Raw genomic sequence first — 24,346 nt, 5'->3', positions numbered from 1 at the left:
TGTGAGCAGCAGCATCGTACCATTTGAATCATTTCGCAATGAAATCGATAATTTGATTAAGCAGTTCCAATACAGTGCGGCTTTGTCGCGCTTCGAGGAGCTGAAAGATGCTTATCACTCCTACGCAAATATGTACGACCTATATGCCAATGTGCTTCTACATAATCAAGCAGGACTACAAGCTATTGAAGCTGCGCAGCAAGCAGTTCGTATGGACACAAGCTGCATCGATTATCAAATTACACTTGGCCGCTGCTACGAGCAACTTCATAACACGTCTGAAGCTGCACAAATATATGAGCCAATAGTGAGGCAGCATGCTATGCACCGTGAAGCTTTGCTCGGGCTTTGCCGAATTTCCTTGGCGACAGGTGAATATAACAAAGGAGCTAACTACGCTCAACAAGTATGCCGAATGCATCCAAGAGACGTAGAGGCATGGCAGTTGTATTGCAAATGCTTGCTGAAGACTCATGCCGCAAGTGATCTGCTCCTTTCAAGCTTACATACTGCGTTATCGCTAGCTAGTCATGAAGAACTGGAATTTGAATTATTGAAAGCTTTATATGAAGCAGAGCAGTACGAAGAGTGTCAGGTGAAATGCACACGGATGCTGAGGAAATATCCAAATTCCAACTATACAAACGAAATTCGTCATTTGCTGATTCGCCTGAAAAACAATCCGCAGCGAACAGAACAATCGGCACCTATTTTGAATTCACCACTGCAAATTCATTTTGAAGAAATAAAGCAAACATTGCAGCACAAGCTGTATGATCAGAAATCGTATATCGAAAATTTGTGCCAAGCATTTATGAGGCCGTTTATGATGCGCAGATCTGACAAGCAGCTTAAAAATGCTGTTGTCATTGGCGGGCAGGAAGGAACGGGCAGACACTACTCGCTTCAACTGTTATCCCGCGAAATGGTCCGCAAAGGGTATTTGCTAGAAGAAGGCTATCACGAGATGGATCTTAGCCTTTACTCTACAACAGATAAGATTGATACTACTTTTCTATCTGATCTCTACGCAGCGTTAAATGGACAACCATCTATCATCGTGTTTAAAAATATAGAAAAGTGTCACTCTATTGCCGTTCATTACATCAGCCAGCTGGTTATTCATCATCGTCTTCAGCTGGCTAAACGATATTTATTCGATCAAAAAACAACTTCCCTACTTCAAGTCAGCGGGAATTTAACAGTAGATACGGTCGATGACCTCTATCCTAACGGGAAGTATTTTGTGTTTGTCTCAGAGCAGGAGCCTTCTGTGGTACTTTCTCATTTTCCTAATGAAGCGGCTCTAAAAATTAAGGATATGCTTACAACAAAGCCACTGCCTGACGAATCACTCGAAAAAATAACGAAGAAATATTTGAAAAAGTATATATCACAACATTCAGGTCATGTACGTGTATTAATGCCTTCAGACTCAGCTATCCCAGAGCTTATCGTGGCTAGACACAGCAAGAAAAAAGGAGCGCATGGCATTAAGTCGTATATTGAGCAGCATATTTATGAACCATTTTTGGAGCTTATGGTTAAAGGCCAATTAGAGAAAGAAGTAATCCTTGATCTTAATTCTAAAGAGCAATTCGTACTAAAAATGGGGACGTTCATTCTTGTACTCGCTGCTAAAGACAGCACGGATACATCTTCTGCTCTAAAGGACATACAGGCCGAATGGCAGAAAATGATAGGGCTAGATTCTGTCAAAGCCATTATACAAGAGCTGGAGGATCATCTGCGCATCCAGAAACTGCGTATTGAGCAAGGCATGATTGTAAAAAAACAAACGTTGCATATGGTGTTCACTGGAAATCCGGGTACAGGCAAGACGACAGTCGCTCGTTTGGTCGCCAAATATTTAAAAGCGTCTGGCTTTTTAAGCAGCGGCCATCTTATTGAATGCAGCCGTAATGATCTCGTTGGGCAATACCTTGGGCATACCGCGAAGCAGACGAATGATCTTATACAAGCTGCCAAAGGCGGCATTCTTTTTATCGATGAAGCATACGCATTAGCTCGGGACAAGAACGATTCTTTCGGAATGGAAGCAGTAAACACATTAGTGAAAGGAATGGAAGATTATCGCGAAGATTTAGTCGTGCTGTTTGCCGGCTACAAGAACGAAATGGAGCAGTTTTTGAAGAGCAATCCCGGCTTGCAATCTCGCATTAATCTTAACGTAGATTTTCCTGACTATACACCACAGGAACTATATGCAATCGCGTGTACCATCGCTAAAGGTCACGGCTATAGCATTGATGAAGCTTGTCGAGCACCACTGACAGAACGATTCAGCGACCTGCAAATACCAGGAAAGAATGACTCCGGCAACGGGAGGCTGGCCCGTAATGTCATTGAACAAGCGATCAAACGCCAGTCACAGCGACTGCTGCGCGAGCTTACTACAGCTAGACAGCATAGTACTCTGCAAATGTCACAATTGATCATTGAAGACTTCGAATTGAATCCGAAGCAAGAAGTCGATATCGAACAAGTGCTGTCAGAGGTTGTTGGACTGGAAAATGTCAAAACTGTCGTAAGACAGCTTAAACAGCAGTTAATTGCTGATGAGAAGCGGAAGCAAGCTGGCTATTCTATTCAAACTTCCCAATCGTTAAATATGATCTTTACGGGCAATCCGGGAACAGGGAAAACAACGGTAGCACGTATTGTCAGTCAATTGCTCCAACAGATGGGCGTTCTGTCCTCTGACAAGATCGTTGAAGTGGATCGCAGCCAGCTCGTCGCAGAGTACGTTGGGCAGACGGCAGTAAAGACGACTGACGTATTTATATCCGCCCTTGGCGGCGTTTTGTTTATTGATGAAGCATACGCGTTAGCAAGCGATGGCAGCAGCTTCGGTCAGGAAGCGATCGATACATTAGTAAAGCTTATTGAAGAACATCGTCATCATATTGTTGTCATATTAGCTGGATATGCGCTGGAAATGAAGGATTTTTTAAAGAGTAATTCTGGCTTATCGTCCCGCTTCCCGCTGCATCTTCATTTTGATGACTATTCTATGGAAGAACTGACCGATATTGCAGTTCGCATTGTGCATCAGAAAGGCTTTCAGATTACACCTGATGCAGTGAAGGCGCTCACGGTCCAGCTTCGCTCTGAATCTCGAATCCGCGGAGCCAACGCTGGCAATGGCAGACTCGCCCGCAATCTGGTCGAACAAGCGATTCGTAAACAATCAGATCGCATATCTCGTATGGAAACCTATGAAAAAGATGCTCTTATCATCATAGAACAAATAGATATTGAACCGGAACAAAAACAAGACAGCCTTGCATTTAACTTGGACGAGCAGTTACAGCGCATTGTCGGACTCGATCAGGTCAAACAGTTTATGCGCAGTATCCAAGCTGAGCTCAGCATACGCAAACTGCGTAAAGAAATGGGACTCCAAAGCGATGATCAAGCAACCTTACATATGATCTTCAAAGGCAATCCCGGTACAGGGAAAACGATGATGGCTCGTGTAGTCGGCGCTATCATGCATGACCTTGGGATTCTTCGTACATCGAAGCTGGTAGAGACTGATCGTGCTGGCTTAGTAGCTGGTTATGTTGGGCAAACCGCTTTGAAAACACAGGAGAAGATTGAAGAAGCAATGGATGGCGTGCTATTTATCGATGAAGCTTACGCCTTGGCGAATGACGCTGACTCAGGCAGTGGATTCGGTAAAGAAGCTATCGATACACTAGTTAAAATGATGGATGATCACCGGGATAGACTCATCGTCATACTCGCGGGCTATAGCGAAGAAATGGATTCTTTTTTAGCGATAAACCCTGGTTTGCGCTCACGTTTCCCCCATATTATCGAATTCGAAGATTATTCCGCTGCGCAGCTCATGACGATCGCGGACACGATGTTTAAGGAACGAGGATATGTACTTCAAGAGAATGCCAAGCAGAAAATGGCTCTTATTTTCGAGGATATTCAATACGATCCTACTTCTGGAAATGGACGTTATGTCCGCAATCTTTGTGAGAAAGCTGTACGATTACAATCGATGCGGTTGTTTAACCATTCTGCACTAACTAAGGAAGAACTTATCACCCTTACGGCTGTAGATATCGAACCGTTATAGATAAATGACTAGAAGCTCGAAAGTATGAAAATCTCTAATAACATTAGACGGGTATGACAAATTGGGATGCAAACCTGACGACGAAGCATTCACAGCGAGCCCATGTAAATACAAATCAAGTGGTACTGCGAGGACTAAATTAATGAAATCCAAAAAGCGAAGCCTACGCTCATCTAGCCGAATGAGCAGAATAGATTCAGACTCTTTCACACCGCAAACAAGTAAACAGACGCGTTCAACAACGGACATGGATTATAGTCAAACCTATGAACAAGCAGAACAACATTTTTCTAATCAACAGCATGATGAAGTCGATAGACTCACTCGTATATTGATTGATTTGGACCCATATCGAACGGAAGCTTGGGAGCTAATCTCGCGCAACTACTTGCGGCTAGGACATTATAATGAAAGCATTCAATGTTGGGAAGAAGTCGTTAAGCTGAAGCCCAATGAGGTCGGTGTTTACTATGCCCAATTGTGGCTGTATTTACTTCATGAAGGCATGAACGAAGCCGAAAAATTGCAGGCTTCTCAGCGGCTTATGGACAAAATTAGAACGCTATTCCCTAACGACGAATCTACTCCGTATGGAGATGCTCTTATTTATGGTCTGACTGCTTCCGAGTATGATAGAGCAATTGATATACTTAAGGAAATTGATTATTACAAACAGTGGGAAAGCCCAACTGTCTGCTATGATAAAGAAGAAGTCCGAGAAGCATTGAGACGGATCTATCAGAGGAAAGCTTACTCTTATCTGCATCATTCTCCAAGAGAAGACCAATATGTAGCGGCTAGTCGAGAAGGTCTCTATGAGGCCATTACTTATATGCAGCTTGCCAAAGAATACGCGGATAACGAGGAAGTCAGGGCAGTTCATGAGCAAGAAATTGCAGCGATGATCGATATGAAGGATGTCATGTTCAACTGGCAGAAGTTCATATACGTTACTTTTCTTCTTATTAGACCGTTTCTGCAGGGAGACATGTTTCTTCAAATAGCAATTATCCTTCTTGCTCTCGTGTTCTTCAAATTATGTTGGGAACCTGGCTGGAAGATTAATTATGGACGTGTGCCAGGAAAACCTTACAAAAAGTGGTGGCACATCGTATTTGTGACGGAGCTAATTATCCTTGGCGGCATCAGTTTGGAAAGGTTTCTTTAAGATGACAATCACCTCATAACAAATGGAACAACCGTTACAATGTAATAGATCAATATGTAATCAAAGCACTCATTCCAAAAGAGAGTCTGTTCCATCAACGATCAGGCTCTCTTTCCTTTTATCATAGTCCTTCTACAACTATCCCCTGCAACTTCCCCTCGTTACATTCAATGAAGTTACGTTTTCAGTGCTGTTTCTTGCGAAGAATACTAGACACAAGAACTATGTGAGATGATACAATTACCCTTAAAGATTGATACACACTGAGAAGAGGGTGATGTTATCCATACTCATTTGCTTAGTAGAAAAAGTCATTTCAATTGTTTCAAAATTGAACTTGCTCACGTTTTACTTGCCTACGAGTATGAGACAGCACATCTATTTTATAATGCTTATGAAAGCACAAATGCGATTAACCAAGAGCTTCTGGTAGAAAGAAAGGGCTTCTGGCTCTTTCATATGAACTGTATGAACGATAACGATCTAGCCCAAATAGGTGCAAATTTTACAGATTTCGAAGGTACTTCATCTGCTGAGGCAGCCCAATACATCGAAGCCAATTTGACTACTGGAAATGTCGTGTTCTCGGGGGCCAAGCCTAAACATTTTCCCGAATTGCATTTCATGGATGGAGAATCCATGCATTACATTATCATCGAACAATTTATGAATAAGCAGCATGCCATAATAAGTGATATCAAAAACATTGTTAGCAAAACGTATGAAGCAGACTTTGTTTTGCAAGTCATACATGATTCCCATTATCCTCTGTTCTCACTTCACAGAAAAGATATTCAAATTACTCCAGAAATCAAAAATGAATTCCGTAATAGAGCAAGACTATTTATTTTACATAACGAAGACAATTCAAGTTTATTCGATCATGCGTTGGACATCGTTAAAATGCTACCCCATTCTACGCTGGAAGCAGCGAAGCCGCTTTTCTATTCTCTCGGTCAAGTATTTATTATGCTCAGCGGATCTAGGTACGTATTCTCTTGCTATATGGAGCTCCAACCCGTTCCCGCTTACGTCGTAGATCTGTTAAGACACTGCTCCAATCAAGCTGAAACCATCAAAAACATAATCATAAAAAAAGAAATTGAAATGAAAAACAAAAACATCAATCGCCCACTCCGAATCGACCAACTTATAGAGAAGTTAGAAATGCTGCGTGATTATGAACGATTAACATTGTTAGCCTTGAAAAAAGAACTAGCCAATGAATAGGGAAAACTCATACTGCATGCAGCTTTCATAGAAATGTCTATACATTCGGTGAAGTCCATTTCCCTAAAAGGATGGTTGTGATGGTGAATCCAGTTGAATTTTTAACAGAACTAAGAAATTCAGACAAGTTCATTACCGATATTTATACAAAAGGAAGCTGCTATAAATTATTTAGAATTTTAAAATTATTATACCCTCACTCCATCCCTTACAAATGCGGTAATGAAAATGACTACTATCATGTACTCACATCCATCGACAATGTTTTCTATGATATCAATGGAGTCGTTGATCCTCATCTATATGTTTCCATTGTTCCGATGCTGATCGAAGATCAAGAAGAGTTCGAATGGTACTCCTATAGCCGAATGTGGTATATTCCTGATTGCGAGGAGTGTCCTGTCATGAGCGCAGCTACTGCGCACCCACTGGAGATAGATTAATGGTATCGTTGTTCTGAGTACAAATGAAGATCCGTAGAGTACCAACAATTTGGTGCACGGATTGTCGGATCGATGCTTTCCATTCCTGCTATTCTAGGACCAAGAAGGAGGTGGGAATATGGATAGTCTCGAAAGGTTTAATCTTGCCTTGCAGTACATCGAACAACGTCTCGATGCTGAGATTGATTATGCGGAAATAGCACAGATTGCACTTTGCTCAGAGTATCATTTTAAACGAATGTTTTCATTCTTGGCTGGCGTTACACTCTCAGAGTACATCCGGCGTAGACGTCTCACACTTGCAGCATTTGAGCTCACTACTAGCGATGTACGGATTATAGATTTAGCGGTAAAGTACGGCTACACCTCGGCAGATTCTTTCACTAGAGCTTTCCACAGCTTGCATGGAATAACACCGTCAGAAGCGAGACAGAATGGTCATTTCCTAAAAGCATATCCGCCTATGACCTTCCAACTATCGATTCAAGGAGGAAGTGAAATGAATTATCGGGTGGTTGAAAAAGAAGCGTTTCATATTGTCGGAATTAGTAAGCGAGTACCTTTGATTTACAACGGCGTTAACCCAGAAATTGCGGCCATGTGGCAAAGTCTAGATGAAACGTTGATTCACACGCTGAAACAACTATCTGATGTCGAGCCGTCAGGATTGATCAGCGCATCAACTAATTTTTCTGAAGGGCGACAAGAGTACGCCGAACTGGATCACTATATCGGAGCAGCAACAACGAAGGACTGTCCTGACAATCTGGCTCAGCTTGATGTACCTGCTTCTACATGGGCGGTGTTTACCGCAATTGGACCATTTCCTGATACGCTGCAAAATGTCTGGGGACGCATTTATTCCGAATGGTTCCCTAGCTCGAACTACCAACTAGCTGAAGGACCAGAAATACTCTGGAACGAAAGTAAAGATGTAGCTTCACCAACATTTAAAAGTGAGATATGGATTCCAGTATTGAAAAAATAATGGTTTGTTAAAAATGAAGCGCATGATCAGTCTAGGGAGGACTTTCATTAAGAAATATTAAAATGTCTCCAAATCCATCGTTCTCCTGAGACAACTCAACATGCCGATTAACTCGCTAGAAACACTTTATCGAATATACAAGCAAAAAAGTAAGGGCGGAAATCCACCCTTACTTTTTTTGGCTCTACATATCACTCATTTGTACATATCCACTTTATATATCCATGCCTAACCAGCCTACAATTAAAGCTGTAAATAAAGTCGATATAACATTCTAGTAGCTTCCCCACGTGTGACAGCCTCGCGAGCTTTAATCTGTTTATTAGCAGGAACGTCGATCAAGCGCTGTTTTACAGCCAACGCCATCGTTCGCTTTGCCCAATTGGATATCGTTTTCTTATCTTTGAATTGATTCAAGTAGACATCCGGATTCGAAGGGTAATAATAATTTTTCTTTTCATGCAAGTATCTTGCACCAATTGCTATCATTTCTTCGCGAGCTATCGTCTTATCTGGCTTAAACGTGCCATCAGGATAGCCTTTGACGATATCCTTTTTCTCGGACGAAGCGATATAGGGATGATGCCATTGCGGAGACTGCACATCTGAAAAGCTCTCCGTCGCCGTTTTATCCAACGCGTAAAAAGCTTTAACTAGCATCGATGTGAACTCTGCACGAGTTATCAATGAATCTGGCTCAAACTTACCACCGGATTTCCCTTTCACAATTCCTTTAGAGGCGAGAAATTGAACTGCTTGCTGGAGCTCCGGATCTCGCCCCTCCATATCAGGGAAAGAGGTAGCATTATCACCCAAATAATACGTGCCAGGACGATTGATTTCAGCTTCCACGCCATTTTTGTACGGATTGAACTTTCCACCGATCGGCTCCGTTGTTGTCCCATCCGTATAAAATACACTGCTATTGGTTGCATCTGACTGCGCAGCAGGCAAAACGAGTCCGATATTGCTTGCTATATGCGGAAGCTCTCTTCCTTGTTCATCTAAAAATTGTACACGATACCCGCCGTTACTTTCGTTGACCAAATGAATAACGATGACTGGAAGCGAATGAAACAGGCGATCTGCGGTCGCAACATGAATCATCAATTTCGCATCTCCCGCATGCACGGTAATATAATCGATATCTTTACGACCGATTAAGCTATCCTTATACAGCTTGAACGTATAACCATTTTGCCCAGGTGAAGATAATACTTCTCCGTTAACAACTAGCTCTCTAGCAAGAACAATCCCATTTTCCGCTAACGCCTGCTCCACCGCAGACTTAGCCTTTAGCGCAGTGCCAGCCACTCGATTCATTAACTCAGGAGTAACAACAACTTGTCCATTAACAGGAACCGCCTGTTCACTGCTTGCGGCTGTAATAACAAGCTCTCCCGCTTGTGTCAGCCCCTCCACAATATACGGCTTCTGTTTGTCAGCCGCAGGGACTGTTCGAACGGCAGTGTAATACGTATCGCTCAGCCTGCTGCTGTCAGCGACATACAGCATAAAATAAGTAGTTACGTCTGGATAACCAGCTCTCGTTGCGGTTGCCCGCACAATCGTCTGCCCGGGTTTATTCCCTACTACGACCGGTGTACCGTTCACATACGATAAAGTTCCTATGCTCGGATCATCGATAGCGTACGTTACTTTGGTTCCAGGAAGCAGATTGTTAACGGAAATGGTTTGACTTCCGCCAGGCGGGAGCATCGTGACATATGGATACAGGCTAATTTCTGGGACCGTCCGTACTCTAGGCTCGGTTGTTGTTGTCGTTGTCTTAGGTCGATCGCCTGTTTGTCTATCAGGTCGTTTATCTGTATGGCTATCTGTTTGGGTGCCCGTTTGGTCTGCTTGGTGACCTCCTGTCCCAGAATCACCACGCTGCTCCATTCTTTTCGTGAACACAACAAGCTTAGGAAAGTCAGAAGCACTTTCCCACGCCCACAATGTCTGATCATTTTTCAAAACATAATATCTTTTTTGAGCACTAGGTTCCCTTTGATGTACAGAAACGATATCCTTCAGTTCAGGAAAGACCTTGTCGTTGTCCAAAGACCAGAGCTGGCCATCTGTTCGGAATGCATACATTTTGCCGAGATTCGGATCTCTAATAAAATCTAATTGAACAATTGTTTGCGCATCTGACGCTGTATGTACTTGCACAGGAGCATTGTCGTCTCTATACGTTCGCCAGGACCAAATCGTGCCATCCTGCTTATAGGCATAACTTGTAATAGAACCTAAGTCTATGTTGACGACACCACTGAGTCCCGTGATCTGTTCTACCGTTTTGCTGTTAGAGCTGTTATGCGGAAAATACGAGCTTGATCTCCATTTCCACACAGAACCGTCCTTTTTAATTGCAAATACATGGCCTCCAATTGATTGTAAGGATGCAACATCATCAAGCAGCTTCATTTGCTTCAGTGAGGATTTCGCATTTTTAGAGTTGCCTGTTCTCCTACCCCACGTCCATACAGAGCCATCAGATTTTAATACGAACAAAACTTTGTAATTGCCATCGAATTTAGCAACGAATGAAGTCACGTTACTCAAATCTTTAATAAGCAGCGGATCACTCGTAGGATATGGTAGGTTATCTGTACGCTTGGCATCCCAATACCAGACGGTTCCGTCTTTTTTTAGCGCAACATAGCCACGAATATCCTTGCTGCTCCCACTCCTTCTAACGTCGATCTGCTTTACGTCTCTCAATCCTGGAATTTGTACCATATGAGCTTTGTAGACCGTGTCCGAAGTGTAATGAGATAATCCATTGTTGATATACCATATCCAAGCCGTTCTATCCTTCTTCGAAGATAACACTTGCTCGTCAAGAATGTCATAATCCTCGCCAACATGTGTATATTGCTGCTCGCTGACGGCCTTCGTATCGCTTTGAATGGCTTGAACCGTTCCTGAATGAGCCGTAAGAATTAACATCAAGCTTACTAGTGCTGCCATGTACCGTTTCATTGTCGACCTCCACCAATTTCTCCCTTGTATTTCGGCACTCTGCCTCAAGAACCCCTACGGTAAGCAGACTGCCTATTCCCTAGTTCATTCTTTTAATCTACCTTTTTCTACTATATCTCTATTACTTTATCGGGTGATGTGGATTAGAAAGTTAATATTTCCTAAACAATTAATAATATTGTAACTTTTTATAGTTAATTATATTTTATATATTTTTTCGAATTATAAAATTACCCAGAAACATTTTGTATCATCGCGCAATGTGAAATAAACCTTGTACCTTTCGCGGTGTATATATTTTATAGATAGTTGTATATGAACACATATATTTATACATTATCTATAATAATTTTCACATATGGAGAAGTCGAATATACTATGCATTCTATATTCAATTTACTGGAAGAGAACTTGATATAATAATAGAAATAAAAGAAGAGCGGATATCCGCTCTCCTCTTTCATTGATTACGAAAATGACGTTTCCTGACTTCTCCTGACAACCTTACTCCGATACAAAGGAAGCAGCAGGCAAGCCGTAAAACACAATGCCGCACACGTCATAAACATGATGTGGAACGATAATAAATCAGCAAGCGGGCCCATCACTAATGCCCCTAAGGCAAAGCCAAAATCAGCCGCGCCTATAAACAAGCCTAGTAAAAAACCTCTTGCCTGTTCAGGCACAGAAAACGATACAAACGTTAGCAGCGCTGGATACAGCATCGCAAATGCAATTCCGTTCAATACTGCCGCAAGCAGTAACATCGGCCAATATACAAACAAGCTCAGCAGTAAGCTGCCCATACTTGCAAGCAAGCTCATTAGAAGCACGAGTCGTATCGGTGTTTCCCCATTAGACGGAATACGGCTTCGCCCTATAAATCGGCATAACACGAGCACAACAGTCTGCGTTAAAAAATAGATACTTCCCCATGAGGATTGTTGATTTTCCAGATGTATCGGAAGGAAAGTGAAGATAGCTCCATTCGCAATGGAAGCGAACAACATAATCATTGAGGATACGATTAGCTTGCGATTTTTCCATAGCCCTGGCGACTGTACTTGAATTGTATCAGGGATAGGAGTATGCAGCCGGCTCGTTTTGGATCGCGCTACGATAATAGCAAAGACTACATTAACAATACCTAGTACGACGAATCCAACAAAAATCGCATTCATGGATGCGACATCCTTCATATAAAGAGCCGCCGCTGGTCCAAAGGTTGAAGGTATCATCGTAGCGAGTGAATAAAGGGATAACCCCTGACCTCTCACTTTGTCAGAAAGAAGATCGATTGTAATAATCTCCATCGCAGTGGAGAAAAAAGCGGCCACGATCCCTTGAACAATACGAACGACTCCGATCATCCATAGTTCAGGAACGAAATAGCCAAGTAAAGAAACAGCAAAGACGATAAGCACGATAACAAAAATACGGCTGGCCCCATAACGGTCAATGAGCTTCCCTGCAATAGGTCTTGCAAACATGGATGTCAGCATCGTTGCACCCATAATAAGTCCGATATCGGTTTTGGTAGCATTTAAAGATAACGCGTAAAACGGGACTATCATCAGAGCCATATAAACAATGGCGTAAAATACAATTGTAATCGCATAAATTTTTAAGGCCTGCGGCGAAAATGGATTGTCTTGACCCCTACTAATCATCCGGCTGCCTCATCCGCAATGTACTGACGGCTTGGCGAGTCCAACAAATATTCAAGCTCAGGCTTGTAGTTGGCTGTCTCGATCGGATTGATACTATAGGGTGCGAGACGTGAAACTCTCTCTAGCAAATGAGTCGGATTCAGCGTCGTATCCAAGTTGCGCTCCAGCATCCATTCATCATTGTATATCGTAGACAAGTAACGCTCTCCATTATCCGAAGCAATGCATACGATTCGTTGTTTCTTGCTGCTCTCCCCTTGTAAAGCAAGCTTCAAAGCTACTACCATCCCCGCTCCTGTCGAGCCACCGCACATAATGCCTTCATGCTTTGCCATCATTCTGCACATCATGAACGAATCTTCATCAGGCGCTTTATATACTTCATCAATACGATTCAGATTGTCAATATTGGTCGGGGTCCAGCTGAGTCCCATTCCTGGCAGCAAGTACGAATGTGCTTGTCCTCCGAAAATCGTCGAACCTACAGCATCCACCGCCACCACCTTCACATTCGGTGCATGTTCTCGGAAAAAGCGGGAAAAGCCGCCCACCTGCCCACCTGTACTCACCGTCAACACAACAGCGTCCAGCTCGCCTCCACATTGTTCGAACAGCTCTTGTGCTGTTCCCTTGTAGTGCGCTTCTCCATTCAACGGGCTAAAGCATTGGTCAGGTCTAAAAGAATTGGGAATCTCTCGATGCAGCTTGTTCGCAAGCGCAATTCTCGTCTTATGGTAAGAACCGCTGTCATCCTGCTCTGTCACCACAATAACCTCGGCTCCATACGCCTTAAGCAATGCCAAGTTCGTTGGCGTCGTTTTCGGATCGACGAGAATAATGACGCGATAACCACGAGCCGCCCCAATCATCGCAAGTGATATTCCGAAGTTGCCCGACGAAGATTCGATAATCGTCCCCCCAGGCCGCAGCCAACCCCGACACTCCGCTTCCTTCACAATGTACAGCGCTGGACGGTCTTTAATACTTCCGCCTGGATTTGTTCGCTCCAGCTTCAGGCGAATATCATATCGATCACTATCTACTAAATTGCGCAATTGTACCAATGGAGAATGACCAACGGTATCCAATATCGTTATCATCAATTCCCTCCTTTTTTTGAGAAGTCGGGTTAATAGCCCCTACCTCGAACCTAATCTTAGTTATCATCCCTTTTTGATCGGAATTTAGATTTATCTATGCTTCCGCGACGAATCGCTCGGCTGCTAGAATAGTTCCTTAGATAGAAACGGGATTTGATAGTATCAGCATGGACTCGGCTCTAGATTGGATATTATAACCAAACCTCTATAATAGATTTAATGTATCACGTCGGTTCATTTTTGAGAATGACTCTTTCGAGTTATATGGAGGGTTTATTTTTGAAGCCTTTAGGTGCCTCAATCATTTGGGTTACTCTCTTCCCCCCTATACAAAAAGATACCATTCCCTTCCACCCACTTAGAACCTCACATCTCCAAGCGTCGGGCACACCCACTCTATGAAAAAAGCTTATTCCACTCGGTAATTCAAGTTGGAATAAGCCTGCATTTATTAAAAAATAATTTAGTTTTACTTTTATCTGCCGCCTTGCACATACACTAACAAATCCATAAATTAAGAATCAATAGCATTTCTATTCTTATCTAATCTTAGTAGTAATACTTTATAAATCTTTCATTAGAAGGAATTAGTTCGTCAACAAGAATCTCTACTTGTAGCAATTTTGTTTTATTCTCCAACTTAGCAAGGAATAATACATAAAAGTCACCAGAGGTTGGATAAGAAAACAATCCGTATCCTTTTTTTGATATTATTTTGTTGGTTTCCTTTATCTTTTCAGGTAGATATTCATATTCAAAATCTCCTAGCCCCTCAAGTTCTTCTTGTGAAGCTAATTCAATATGATGTTTGAACTCATAATCCAACATGTAATTGACTATTTCCTGATACTGTTCACCTTTGTAATCAAGAAATAGAAATTTCTTAGTAGACAGTCCATATTTTAATATGTCCTCGTATAAGTCTAATTCCTCTCGTTGACCTGAAAACTCCTCTATATCCTTGCTATCTTGGAATATGAGTTGAACTATATCTTGATCAGACATACTTGCTTCCTCCGTATAATTTATTGAAACAACTCTCCGTGTTTACTAGGGATATAGTCCGGATAGTTTTTACGATAATAATGATCGATAAGACGCAGCAAAGGATCCCATTCAGGATAAGGTTCAGGATCTACAATCTTCATTTTTGCTTCTGGCGTATTCATCAAGAAGTTCTCAAATTGTGTTGGAACATACAAGCCTAGTTTATGCCTCACGTGTATAAGGAACAATATTTCAAACGGATAGAATCCATATCTAAAGTCACCAAATTCACCTAGCTGACCTATTTCTGAGGCCAGTTTAGAGTGGTGTAATGACATTTTTTCAAGCAAATTTTCTATTTCTTCTGTACTACTTGTTGACCATTTCTCTAACACTTCATCATAAACATCCAGCTCTTCAGGTATTATTCCGTATCTTAGCCCAGCTTCCATAAACTTTTCTTTTACAGCTAAATACATTTTTTTACTCGTCCCAAAAATTGTTTTATTTCTATATTGTAGGTATAACTCTAGCAAAAACCATATATGTTTATTTTTATCATTGGCTTCCATGATATTCTCACCAAGATGGTCGACTATAAAATTAAACAATAAATTTTCTTCTTTCTCCCACCCATACATCGTGAAATGAATTAAAGCTGCAATGACCTCCCTAAACGTGTATCTTACTCTCATATTAGGATAACGAACTTTATAAAGTTCCTGGACCATGCACTGATGAAAAACGACCATCTGCATTTGCTTTAATCCATCTGCTCTATTTTCGTTACTAATCAACACATCGTTTTTCCACTGTGACAAATAATATGAGAAAATTGATCCAAGATCTATCAATAAAATATGATCCTTCTCGCTATCATTCAACTCAACTATACCAATAATTTCTTTTTTGCTCTTTTCATAATACTCTTTGACATCTTCAAACTTGATTCCATCCACAAAGTTTTTACTGTACCTTTTGTAAGATAATTCTAACTTTTTTTGGTTTAACATTATATTCTCCCTTTAGATTATCCTATTTTTTATTATAGTCTTTTATACTTTCATTCCAGTCTTTTATCTTTAATTCATCTACACCAAAGCCAACGTCGGTTATCTTCACATCAGTTTCCACCCGAATATACAGCCAACATATCTGAAAAACCAGGAGTCCCTAAGAAGTGTGTTCCAGCATCAGCTAGGGTAGCCATGTTATCCATGACGTCCATCGCCTTCGCTAGCATCTGCGACATCGACAAATTACTAAGCAAATTCCTTGCAGAGGTCAGCATACCGCCTAGCTGTGACCACACACGCCGTACATTTTTCAGTACATCCGCCTTGTCGATAACGTTCTTCAAGCGGTCGCCTGCCTTGACGACCTTGACCCCCGCTTTAATAACGGCTTGTCCCGCTTTGCTTCCTTTCGCGGCTTTGCCGATTTTGCGGGCCCATTTCGCTCCAGTTGCTACTTGTCCCCCAATCGGGCATGCTGCTGCAAAAGATAACGCAGCACCAACATAATCAACACGGCCTAATGAAATCGCCCCGTTCGCAAGGTCGGCAACTTCTCCGACAACCGGGATCATCCCGACCACGTCGAGTGCCAATTGCACACCATCCAGCTCTGGCATCGGTGCATCGGTGACAGGATTTTTCTTAATCCCTTCCATTTTAATAACCGAAGCTTGTATCCTTTGCGGACAGAACTCATCGCGGTAGCGTTCTTCTCTTCCCCATCTGGGAAGTAAAGCATAACCGAGTCACCTTTCTCTGGCATGCAATAGCAACCGCTGTTTCCCTCCGCCGTATAAAGCGATGCATAGGAGAACCAACTTGCTTCCACCACAGATTGCTGCTTATCCACCTCAAGATGCACCTTGACCGTGTCTTTGGCAACATCGAGTATTTTCCCTTACAAGGAAGCACCTATAATCTTGTCATTGTAAATAAAGTTCTGGCAAATACTTGGCTCCTTAGACAACTCATAACGGAACTTGAGCAAGCCACCATCCATGTGGGCCTCAACTGCAGACACTTTCCAAAGGCCGCCTCGGAATGTAATATTATCGCCCATGTTAAACACTTTGCCGCTTTCCATCTTGTAAACAAGGAAGTCGTCGCTGCTAGAAATATCCTCGCCATTCGCAAGGGCATATCGGTATTCGTTCAAATCTTTACGGTAATCGTAGATGTCGTTATGAATCTCGCCATTGCGACCGATTGGGACACCGCAGAAAAACTTCGGTCCTTCCATCGTCGTATCGGGAATTAATACCGCACCAAAGTGCGAAGCAAGACGTTTTATAAATTGCCAATCTGTCTCCTCGTACTGGACGAGGCATTTCGGAATCGTTTTGTTGTTGGATGCCATATCGATGCAATCAGAATTGGAGTAAGAGGCGATGATGTCGTGGATCAGATCTTCATAGCGCATCGAGGCATGTTGGAAAGAACGTGTGCGATACTCGCGGTCATATAGAACCTTATAGGATTCAGCTTCGACCCTTATGTAGTAAATACCGCGGACCATGCGCAATTCATTTTATTATACCGAACAAAATAAACTAGCTTACTTTACTAGCATCAAAAAGCCTGTTCTATCCTAATCAGATAGAACAGGCCTATTTATAGTAAATACTTTGACCCACATTTCAAAAATTAATAATTATGCTCCTTCTTTTGAATTGTACATTTTCTTTAATGATCTACTATTTTTAAATACTTCAAGTAATATCTCAATATCAACATTATTTGTCTTATACTTTCCTATATTCCTTAAAAATAGCCCAGCTTTGGTTTCAAAAAGCCAGTCTGCAAATGAGCGCTTAAGCGATATACTGCTTGTCTTAATTAAACACAATAGCAAGGTTTCATAAAGATTAATCATAGATTCTTCCAGAAACAGGTTATTAATATTATTCCTACGTTCAAAAATAACTTTAAATGCCCCATCTTTCTCTTTTTCTTTTTCAAATATAGCGATACTTTCATGAATCAAATTATGTACTAATTTTTGATTTTCAGGTTTTAATCTCTTTAATATCATGAGAGTAACAATCTTTAATTGTTCATTATTCAGCCCTCCATTTTTTAGTATTTCAATAAGCAGTTCTTCCTTTCCGGAATTTGCCTTCACCCACATTTCTATCACATCTCTACTCAATTCTTTAATTATATCAAGAGAAACTGCAATGAACATTTCATTTTCGACATGAGATGATAGTTTGTCCAGTAATCCCTGCAGCACTTTTCTTTCACTAAGTTCCCCTGTATTTGTAGAGCTAATAATTTGATAATATTGTTCTTTAGTTGGCAAAAAAGTATTATTCGCTATTATTTCTTTTGTTTCTTCTTTGTACCCGTTTTCCCAATAAAGTAGTGCCAATTCCATTACCTTCTCGTCGTAATCATTCGAAATAACAGCACTTTTCACCATAGAGTTTATTAGTTCCAAAGCATGAATCATATTCAAGTTATTGTAATTATACGCTCTTGAAATAACCGAATGTGCTGAGTTGAATATTTCTTCAGGGTCATATGGGGAAAGTGCATTAGATTCCTTTGGCATTTTATCAATCATGCTAGATGAGAGTATGTTGTAAACCTCAAAATTATTCATTGTAGTTGAACTAGTGAACAAAGTTTGGATTGCAAATCCTATATTACTTATATTAGTAAAACCAATTAAATGAGAAATGGAAGGCAATAACTTGGTAGTATATTCATTATAATTGCTCCACTCATGTAATCTACTAAATAAGCTTGAAAGTAAGATATTTAAATTGCTTTCTTGAGTTGCCTCATAATCTATTTTCTTTAGTAAAACTCCAAAGCTTCTGACCATTTCATTATCAATAGAAGTAGTCGTGGTTAATCCATTATAATAATCAACAACTAACTTTTGATTTTCTATTGATAAATTAAGGTAGTTATCACCTATGTACTTAATATAATCCTCATGTACCTCATTCGGTAATAATCCAATTATTTTCTTCAAAATTTTATTGAATTGATACTCATCTTTCATTCGAATAATATTGGCAAATTGGATTGTAAATTGGGCTTTTCCTTCTCTATTCTTCCAGTAGTCTGTTAATTCAGCTATTAGATCATAGTTGTCATCAAAAATTTGAAACGGAACTTGGATTAATTCAATTATTAATGCGATAAACTTTTCATAGTTATTCAAAGCCCATTCTTCTTGATTTTTTTCATGGGATATTACCCTCTCTAAAACTGAATAGAGAAAGTCATTATACTGCATCTCTGAAGAAAATATTAATTTATTCGTCACTTGTTCAAGGACACACATAGAAATATATTCTTGCTTCACTTTGATTCCTTTTGTAAGTAAGAGCCAAATTTTATTTTTACTTTCTTCTCCAAGTAACCATTCACGATTAACCACTAAATTAAATGATTCAACAAATTTAGAGTTATTGAGCTCTGTTCCTTGCCCTAGTTTCCTAATCCCTTCATCCAGATAATCAATACCTATCTTTTCTAATAATTCAGGATATTTCTCAACCCAGTTTTCAAGTATTGTATAGGATACATTATCTTCTTTCCTATTGTTTGAATATCTTCTTAATTTTAACCACGCAAAAAATCTACTTTCTCCTTTAAAACGGACATTATCAATAAACTTAGCTTTTAAGATCATCTCAACAGCAGTATTAATAATTTCAGTTAATTCTTCAATAGTAGGGAATTGGCCCGATTTTAATTTGAATGTTATTACATCCTCAGTTTTAATAAATTCATCAATAAATATGTCAGTTATAATAGCTTTTTGATCCGTAGATGCTCGATCATATATCTCATTAATATTATCCAAACCTAATTTCCATCTTATATCCGGGAAGTTTATTAATGAATTACATAAAAAGCCTATAGCTGTATAAAAGTTTTCCACAGGAAATTTACTCGAAATTTCTCCTAACGTAATCGATGAGTTAATAATGTAAAGATCAGTTTCATTTTGGAGATCCTCAATAATCTCATTAACGGCTCCCATGAACTCAATTGGAAGAGTTTTAGTGGGATCAATGGAAAGCGAGAACTCATCAAATATTGCTGTTGAATCTCCATTTATTAATGATTCATACACCAATCGATTATTTCCTATCTTACGACTTACTTTGTCTTGGGACAGCAATATAATTGGTTGTAAATAATTAGGCAATCTTATTCCCTGCACATATCTTAAATATTGCCTTAAAGAATAATACTCTTCTTTCAATTTATATTTTTCGTTTTCTTCTCCCTCTTCTCGATACCTTCCCAATATTCGCTTAGATCTTTCAGATAGGTTATACCCATCATTCAAATTATGGATGAATGTTCTCGTAAAAGCATCAACTAGGTTATGATCTTCAAGTAAATCCTCATAAAAATAGTGAAAATCAACCCTTAGAGCACATACTACAGCAAGTGCTTCAGGATGATTAGTTACATTTCCTTCGCTTAATCCTCCTGTTATGTTTGTATTGCTTCCTTCAAACTCCCTTTTTTTCGCAATCCACCAAGATTGCATAAACATGTTTACAAGTTGTAAAGCATTCCTTGGACTTTGCACGGCAGGATGGATTAAGCGATCTACAATATTAGACAACTGTATTCCTTTACTTTCTAATTCTTTTCTGAATTCTGGCATTGCAGAAAGTAATTTTTCTTGTGCATATGTTCTCAAGTCTCTCTTAGGAAAAGGAAGTATCTCTAGCCTAAATTGAAAAATTCTATCGAGATACCTTCTTGCATCTTTTTTATTTGAGACAGAAGCAGGAAGGTACTCGGAGTTTCTCTTATTTGATAATGCGTACGATATTTTTTCCTCATCACATGAAAGAACAAACACTATACCCAATTGTTCTGGAAGCTTTTCTTTAGGGATTTCCATAAATATACGAACTGCATCTAAGCCTTCTATCATTTCTTCTGAAGAGAGCCTATCAAGATCATCCACAAATACAATGATTCTATCTACTAACTTACCATCTGTACTCTTCTTAAAAACATGCAGTTGCTCAATTAAAAAATCAGCATACTGTTCAGTATTTACGGTTGGTGGATAAACTTTAGTAACATTTGAGTACCGAGGTATCACCATTCCATTTGCTGATAGAGCAAACCTCGCAATAGCCGTAAACACAATTGATAGTACAGCACCTAAACCTGCCTGGATAAGAGGATCATTTACCCCTTTTGAAAAGTAGCTGAATAAGAACACAATTACTAACGTAATAAATATCATTTGTGACGGATACCATAAGTATCTCTGATAAAATTCAGATATAATTTCTTTCCAAGCTCTTGGTTTTAGAACAACCTCAGAAATTTGATGATACATTTTGTCTTTTAATTCATCTTCTCTACCGCCAAGTGTTATGTATACGTGTCGCAATAGAGCCCTCTTTACATTTTCTCCACCATAGCGCCATGCATTAAAAGTAATTGGAAGAACCGCTTTTTTTCGATCTAAATCATCCTGTAATTCATGAAGATATAGTTCTTTAATTGTGCTTTTTCCGACCCCCCAATTTCCTAGTAATCCCACACTGAATGGGGGTTTATTATTTTCGACAATGTGTTTTAAAGCTATCGCATAATGTCTGTGCCCAAATGCATCTAAACTAGGATCATTTATTTCACGATCTAGAATCACCGGTAATTTTTCCAAATCTAATCACCACCATAAAGTATGCTCTGACGCCTATAATTAATTACAATATTCTACATATCACTTAGAATTCCTTTTTTTTAGATGTATGTACGCCATCCTAAAAGAAAAAAGCTCATTCCATCTGATCGTTCATGTGGAAATAAGCCATTCAAAGTTATCAAGTATGATTGTTAAGTCATTCTAAACCTGCTTGTTATCTCTATTACGATTTAAATACTAGAATTTAATCTCCTATACTATTCTTCATTCTTCTTCGACAATAATAACATCCAACTTGGCACCACTAACTACATTTTGAAGTGCCTCATGAAAATTCCCTCCTAAACGAATAAGAAAATCATCGTTCCCACCATAAAAATCCCCGGAAGAAGAAATATACCACGTCATATCCATAGGTGGAAGTTCTCCGATAATAACAAAATCCTCGTTACAATATCTTTCATATCTTATTGATACTTCTCTAAAAATCGAGTTTGCTGCACCAATTGGATCAATATTCAATGAGAGATAGTTTTCTGGCCTTTTAGGATTTTCAAACTTTATTTTCAATCCGCCATATTCTTCTAGAAAATCAGAAGCACATTTGAATACAGAGTAATTTTCTCCATCTAATGCCTTCAAGTAATTACCAATTTCCACTTTTCTACCTTTAAACCATCCAGCTTTCTCAAGTAAGTCCTGCACCATTTCTACCATTTTTACACTCCTCATTATTTTATTATTGTAACTAATTTACTGTACATCGCATTACAATTCAAACACATTTCTTTAAATTCTCCAGATTTAATATTTATTGTATATAGTTTTAAATCGGTAACCTTGTTCCCATTTATTAGTGCATGATTAATGGCATTGAACTCACCGCAATTATCTAACGGATAATTGGTTTCGGAATCTTTTTTATGATTAAGAATTCTCTTTAAATCTTTATGTGTTTCATTTAACCTAGTCGGGTTGTTCTTGTATCCACTAATTCCGTAGAACATCTCACCTGTTTTTTTATCCACTGCTACGGTCAATACTTTTGCATCTATCTTTCCACCAGTTGTTTTTTTAATTACTCCATCAATAATACCTCGTCTCAAATTGGAAGCATATTCTTTTGCAGCATTGTCCACATTTTTAAGATCGAGAACTTGTGCACTAGCCTTTGAATCTGGTTTAGGTTTAGGTTTTCTTCTAGCCCCATTTTTCTTTTTACCAGGAAACACGCCAAATATCATACTAGCCATCGCCATCTCTGGATTCACGGCCAGCGTATCCAAAATACCAGGTGAGCCCAAGAAGTGTATACTAGCATCCGCTACAGTTACTACGGCGTCCATGACACCCATCATCTTATCCGACACCTTCATAAAGCCGGCGGCAAAATCTTTCACCCCGTCCATCGCCTTCGTTAGCTTCGCCAGCATCTGCGACATTGAAAGGTTGCTAAGCAAGTTCCGCGCAGAGGTCAGCACACCGCCAAGCTGCGACCACACACGGCGCACATTTTTCAATACATCCGACTTGTCGATAACGTTCTTCAAGCGGTCACCTGCCTTGACGACCTTGACTCCCGCTCTAATGACGGCTTGTCCCGCTTTACTTCCTTTCGCCGCCTTGCCAATTTTGCGGGCCCATTTCGCTCCAGTTGCTACTTGTCCCCCAATCGGGCATGCTGCTGCAAAAGATAGCGCGGCTCCAACATAATCGCCACGGCCTAATGAAATCGCACCGTTCGCAAGGTCGGCAACTTCGCCGACAACCGGGATCATCCCGACCACGTCAAGTGCCAATTGCACACCATCCAGCAAACCGCCCCAGAACGACTTCTTCTCCGGCTTTGGTGCCTCCTCGATTTGCACTTCAGCCGCATCCAGCTCTGGCATCTGTGCAACGGTGACAGGATTTTTCTTAATCCCTTCCATTTTAATAACCGAAGCTTGTATATCTGTCTGGCCATCTAAAATAATACTGCTCGTATCGCAAGTCATTTCAATGCCTTCCTGTGCGGAAATGACAAGCTTTTTCGTCGCATCGAGGCTCATATTCTTTTTTGACGTTATCGTTAAAGGCTTATCGCTCTTCACCACAATTCCGCCGTCATCAGTCATTCGGATAAAGATACTTCCCGCTTGCGCGGTTAACGACACCTCACTCGGCGTCATCTTTAGCTCCTTGCCGTTTGGGCCTCCCCAATACTTCACGCTCGGATCAGCATGTTTCGGCGAGCTGCCGCCTCCTTTGCGGACAGAACTCATCGCGGTAGCATTCTTCTCCTCCCCATCAGGGAAGTAAAGCATAACGGAGTCACCTTTCTCCGGCATGCAATAGAAACCGCTGTTTCCCTCCGCTGTATAAAGCGATGCATAGGAGAACCAACTTGCTTCCCCCGCGGATTGCTGCTTATCCACCTCAAGATGCACCTTGACTGTGTCTTTGGCAACATCGAGTATTTTCCCTTGTAAGGAAGCACCTATAATCTTGTCATTGTAAATAAAGTTCTGGCGGATACTCGGCTCCTTGGACAGCTCATAGCGGAACTTGAGCAAGCCACCATCCATGTGGGCCTCAACCGCAGACACTTTCCAAAGGTCGCCTCGGAACGTAATATTGTCGCCCATGTTAAATACTTTGCCGCTTTCCACCTTGTAAACAAGGAAGTCGTCGATGCTAGAAATATCTTCGCCATTCGCAAGGGCATATCGGTATTCGTTCAAATCTTTACGGTAATCGTAGATGTCGTTATAAATTTCACCATTGCGACCAATTGGGATACCGTAGAAAAACTTCGGTCCTTCCATCGTCGCATCGGGAATTAATACAGCGCCAAAGTGCGAGGCAAGACGTTTAATAAATTGCCAATCTGTCTCCTCGTACTGGACGAGGCATTTCGGAATCGTTTTGTTGTTGGATGCCATATCGATGCAATCAGAATTGGAGTAAGAGGCGATGATGTCGTGGATCAGATCTTCATAGCGCATCGAGGCAT

The 24,346-nt window shown here is 40.5% G+C and carries 16 protein-coding genes; 5 read left to right on the top strand and 11 right to left on the bottom strand.

The window, feature by feature from the left end:
- The first annotated feature begins 1 nt into the window (after position 1).
- The 5 genes from FPZ44_RS02700 to FPZ44_RS02680 all read left to right on the top strand — a co-directional run bounded on the left by FPZ44_RS02700 (position 2) and on the right by FPZ44_RS02680 (position 7,943).
- The gene (locus FPZ44_RS02700; protein WP_144987145.1) at positions 2 to 4,114 is read left to right on the top strand and encodes an AAA family ATPase; all 4,113 of its coding nucleotides are present in this window, start codon (positions 2 to 4) and stop codon (positions 4,112 to 4,114) included.
- Between the two features lie 142 nt (positions 4,115 to 4,256).
- Complete coding sequence (locus tag FPZ44_RS02695; protein WP_144987143.1) at positions 4,257 to 5,282, top strand: tetratricopeptide repeat protein; 1,026 nt, start codon at positions 4,257 to 4,259, stop codon at positions 5,280 to 5,282.
- Between the two features lie 459 nt (positions 5,283 to 5,741).
- The gene (locus FPZ44_RS02690; protein ID WP_144987141.1) at positions 5,742 to 6,512 is read left to right on the top strand and encodes a hypothetical protein; all 771 of its coding nucleotides are present in this window, start codon (positions 5,742 to 5,744) and stop codon (positions 6,510 to 6,512) included.
- Positions 6,513 to 6,592: 80 nt separating this feature from the next.
- The gene (locus FPZ44_RS02685) at positions 6,593 to 6,955 is read left to right on the top strand and encodes a hypothetical protein (RefSeq protein ID WP_144987139.1); all 363 of its coding nucleotides are present in this window, start codon (positions 6,593 to 6,595) and stop codon (positions 6,953 to 6,955) included.
- 118 nt (positions 6,956 to 7,073) lie between these two features.
- Positions 7,074 to 7,943 carry an AraC family transcriptional regulator gene (locus FPZ44_RS02680; protein ID WP_144987137.1) on the top strand — a complete coding sequence of 290 codons (870 nt, stop codon included), beginning with the start codon at positions 7,074 to 7,076 and terminating at the stop codon, positions 7,941 to 7,943.
- 243 nt (positions 7,944 to 8,186) lie between these two features.
- Here FPZ44_RS02680 and FPZ44_RS02675 read toward each other — a convergent pair whose 3' ends face one another.
- The 11 genes from FPZ44_RS02675 to FPZ44_RS02630 form a co-directional block, all read right to left on the bottom strand.
- Positions 8,187 to 10,931 carry an S-layer homology domain-containing protein gene (locus FPZ44_RS02675; RefSeq protein ID WP_144987135.1) on the bottom strand — a complete coding sequence of 915 codons (2,745 nt, stop codon included), beginning with the start codon at positions 10,929 to 10,931 and terminating at the stop codon, positions 8,187 to 8,189.
- A 467-nt stretch (positions 10,932 to 11,398) separates the two neighbouring features.
- Positions 11,399 to 12,601, bottom strand: coding sequence for a staphylopine family metallophore export MFS transporter CntE (cntE, locus tag FPZ44_RS02670; protein WP_144987133.1), 1,203 nt, complete (start codon positions 12,599 to 12,601; stop codon positions 11,399 to 11,401).
- Complete coding sequence (locus FPZ44_RS02665) at positions 12,598 to 13,701, bottom strand: PLP-dependent cysteine synthase family protein (RefSeq protein ID WP_144987131.1); 1,104 nt, start codon at positions 13,699 to 13,701, stop codon at positions 12,598 to 12,600. The genes cntE and FPZ44_RS02665 overlap by 4 nt, the downstream gene beginning before the upstream one ends.
- Positions 13,702 to 14,250: 549 nt before the next feature.
- Positions 14,251 to 14,706: a DUF6630 family protein gene (locus FPZ44_RS02660; protein ID WP_144987128.1), complete on the bottom strand. Its 456-nt coding sequence runs from the start codon at positions 14,704 to 14,706 to the stop codon at positions 14,251 to 14,253.
- 20 nt (positions 14,707 to 14,726) lie between these two features.
- Positions 14,727 to 15,701 (bottom strand): hypothetical protein, encoded by a 975-nt coding sequence (locus tag FPZ44_RS02655; RefSeq protein WP_144987126.1) that lies wholly within the window; start codon positions 15,699 to 15,701, stop codon positions 14,727 to 14,729.
- A gap of 110 nt (positions 15,702 to 15,811) precedes the next feature.
- The gene (locus tag FPZ44_RS26315) at positions 15,812 to 16,360 is read right to left on the bottom strand and encodes a hypothetical protein (protein ID WP_186785887.1); all 549 of its coding nucleotides are present in this window, start codon (positions 16,358 to 16,360) and stop codon (positions 15,812 to 15,814) included.
- Complete coding sequence (locus FPZ44_RS27060; protein WP_418789163.1) at positions 16,273 to 16,596, bottom strand: phage baseplate assembly protein V; 324 nt, start codon at positions 16,594 to 16,596, stop codon at positions 16,273 to 16,275. The genes FPZ44_RS26315 and FPZ44_RS27060 overlap by 88 nt, the downstream gene beginning before the upstream one ends.
- 6 nt (positions 16,597 to 16,602) lie before the next feature.
- Positions 16,603 to 17,220 carry a hypothetical protein gene (locus tag FPZ44_RS02645; RefSeq protein WP_144987124.1) on the bottom strand — a complete coding sequence of 206 codons (618 nt, stop codon included), beginning with the start codon at positions 17,218 to 17,220 and terminating at the stop codon, positions 16,603 to 16,605.
- 135 nt (positions 17,221 to 17,355) lie between these two features.
- A complete protein-coding gene (locus FPZ44_RS02640; protein ID WP_144987122.1) occupies positions 17,356 to 21,369 on the bottom strand; it encodes a KAP family P-loop NTPase fold protein in 4,014 nt (1,337 codons plus the stop codon).
- A gap of 246 nt (positions 21,370 to 21,615) precedes the next feature.
- Positions 21,616 to 22,068, bottom strand: a complete 453-nt coding sequence (locus FPZ44_RS02635; RefSeq protein ID WP_186785886.1) for an SUKH-3 domain-containing protein — start codon at positions 22,066 to 22,068, stop codon at positions 21,616 to 21,618.
- Between the two features lie 14 nt (positions 22,069 to 22,082).
- Positions 22,083 to 24,346 (bottom strand): phage baseplate assembly protein V (locus tag FPZ44_RS02630; RefSeq protein WP_186785885.1); only part of this gene is annotated, 2,264 nt, incomplete at its 5' end.

The sequence above is a fragment of the Paenibacillus agilis genome, from assembly GCF_007786455.1.
GTDB classification, from domain to species: domain Bacteria; phylum Bacillota; class Bacilli; order Paenibacillales; family Paenibacillaceae; genus Paenibacillus_B; species Paenibacillus_B agilis.
Note: the sequence above shows the minus strand (reverse complement) of the source record. Positions and strands in the feature narration are given on the sequence as shown.

Excerpts from the sequence above, each read along its gene's own strand:
- FPZ44_RS02695 (WP_144987143.1), top strand. The coding sequence starts at position 4,257 with ATGAAATCCAAAAAGCGAAGCCTACGCTCATCTAGCCGAATGAGCAGA.
- FPZ44_RS26315 (WP_186785887.1), bottom strand. The coding sequence starts at position 16,360 with ATGGAAGGGATTAAGAAAAATCCTGTCACCGATGCACCGATGCCAGAG.
- FPZ44_RS02635 (WP_186785886.1), bottom strand. The coding sequence starts at position 22,068 with ATGGTAGAAATGGTGCAGGACTTACTTGAGAAAGCTGGATGGTTTAAA.
- cntE (WP_144987133.1), bottom strand. The coding sequence starts at position 12,601 with ATGATTAGTAGGGGTCAAGACAATCCATTTTCGCCGCAGGCCTTAAAA.
- FPZ44_RS02660 (WP_144987128.1), bottom strand. The coding sequence starts at position 14,706 with ATGTCTGATCAAGATATAGTTCAACTCATATTCCAAGATAGCAAGGAT.
- FPZ44_RS02675 (WP_144987135.1), bottom strand. The coding sequence starts at position 10,931 with ATGAAACGGTACATGGCAGCACTAGTAAGCTTGATGTTAATTCTTACG.
- FPZ44_RS02680 (WP_144987137.1), top strand. The coding sequence starts at position 7,074 with ATGGATAGTCTCGAAAGGTTTAATCTTGCCTTGCAGTACATCGAACAA.
- FPZ44_RS02685 (WP_144987139.1), top strand. The coding sequence starts at position 6,593 with ATGGTGAATCCAGTTGAATTTTTAACAGAACTAAGAAATTCAGACAAG.
- FPZ44_RS02690 (WP_144987141.1), top strand. The coding sequence starts at position 5,742 with ATGAACTGTATGAACGATAACGATCTAGCCCAAATAGGTGCAAATTTT.
- FPZ44_RS02665 (WP_144987131.1), bottom strand. The coding sequence starts at position 13,701 with ATGATAACGATATTGGATACCGTTGGTCATTCTCCATTGGTACAATTG.
- FPZ44_RS02645 (WP_144987124.1), bottom strand. The coding sequence starts at position 17,220 with ATGGTCCGCGGTATTTACTACATAAGGGTCGAAGCTGAATCCTATAAG.
- FPZ44_RS02655 (WP_144987126.1), bottom strand. The coding sequence starts at position 15,701 with ATGTTAAACCAAAAAAAGTTAGAATTATCTTACAAAAGGTACAGTAAA.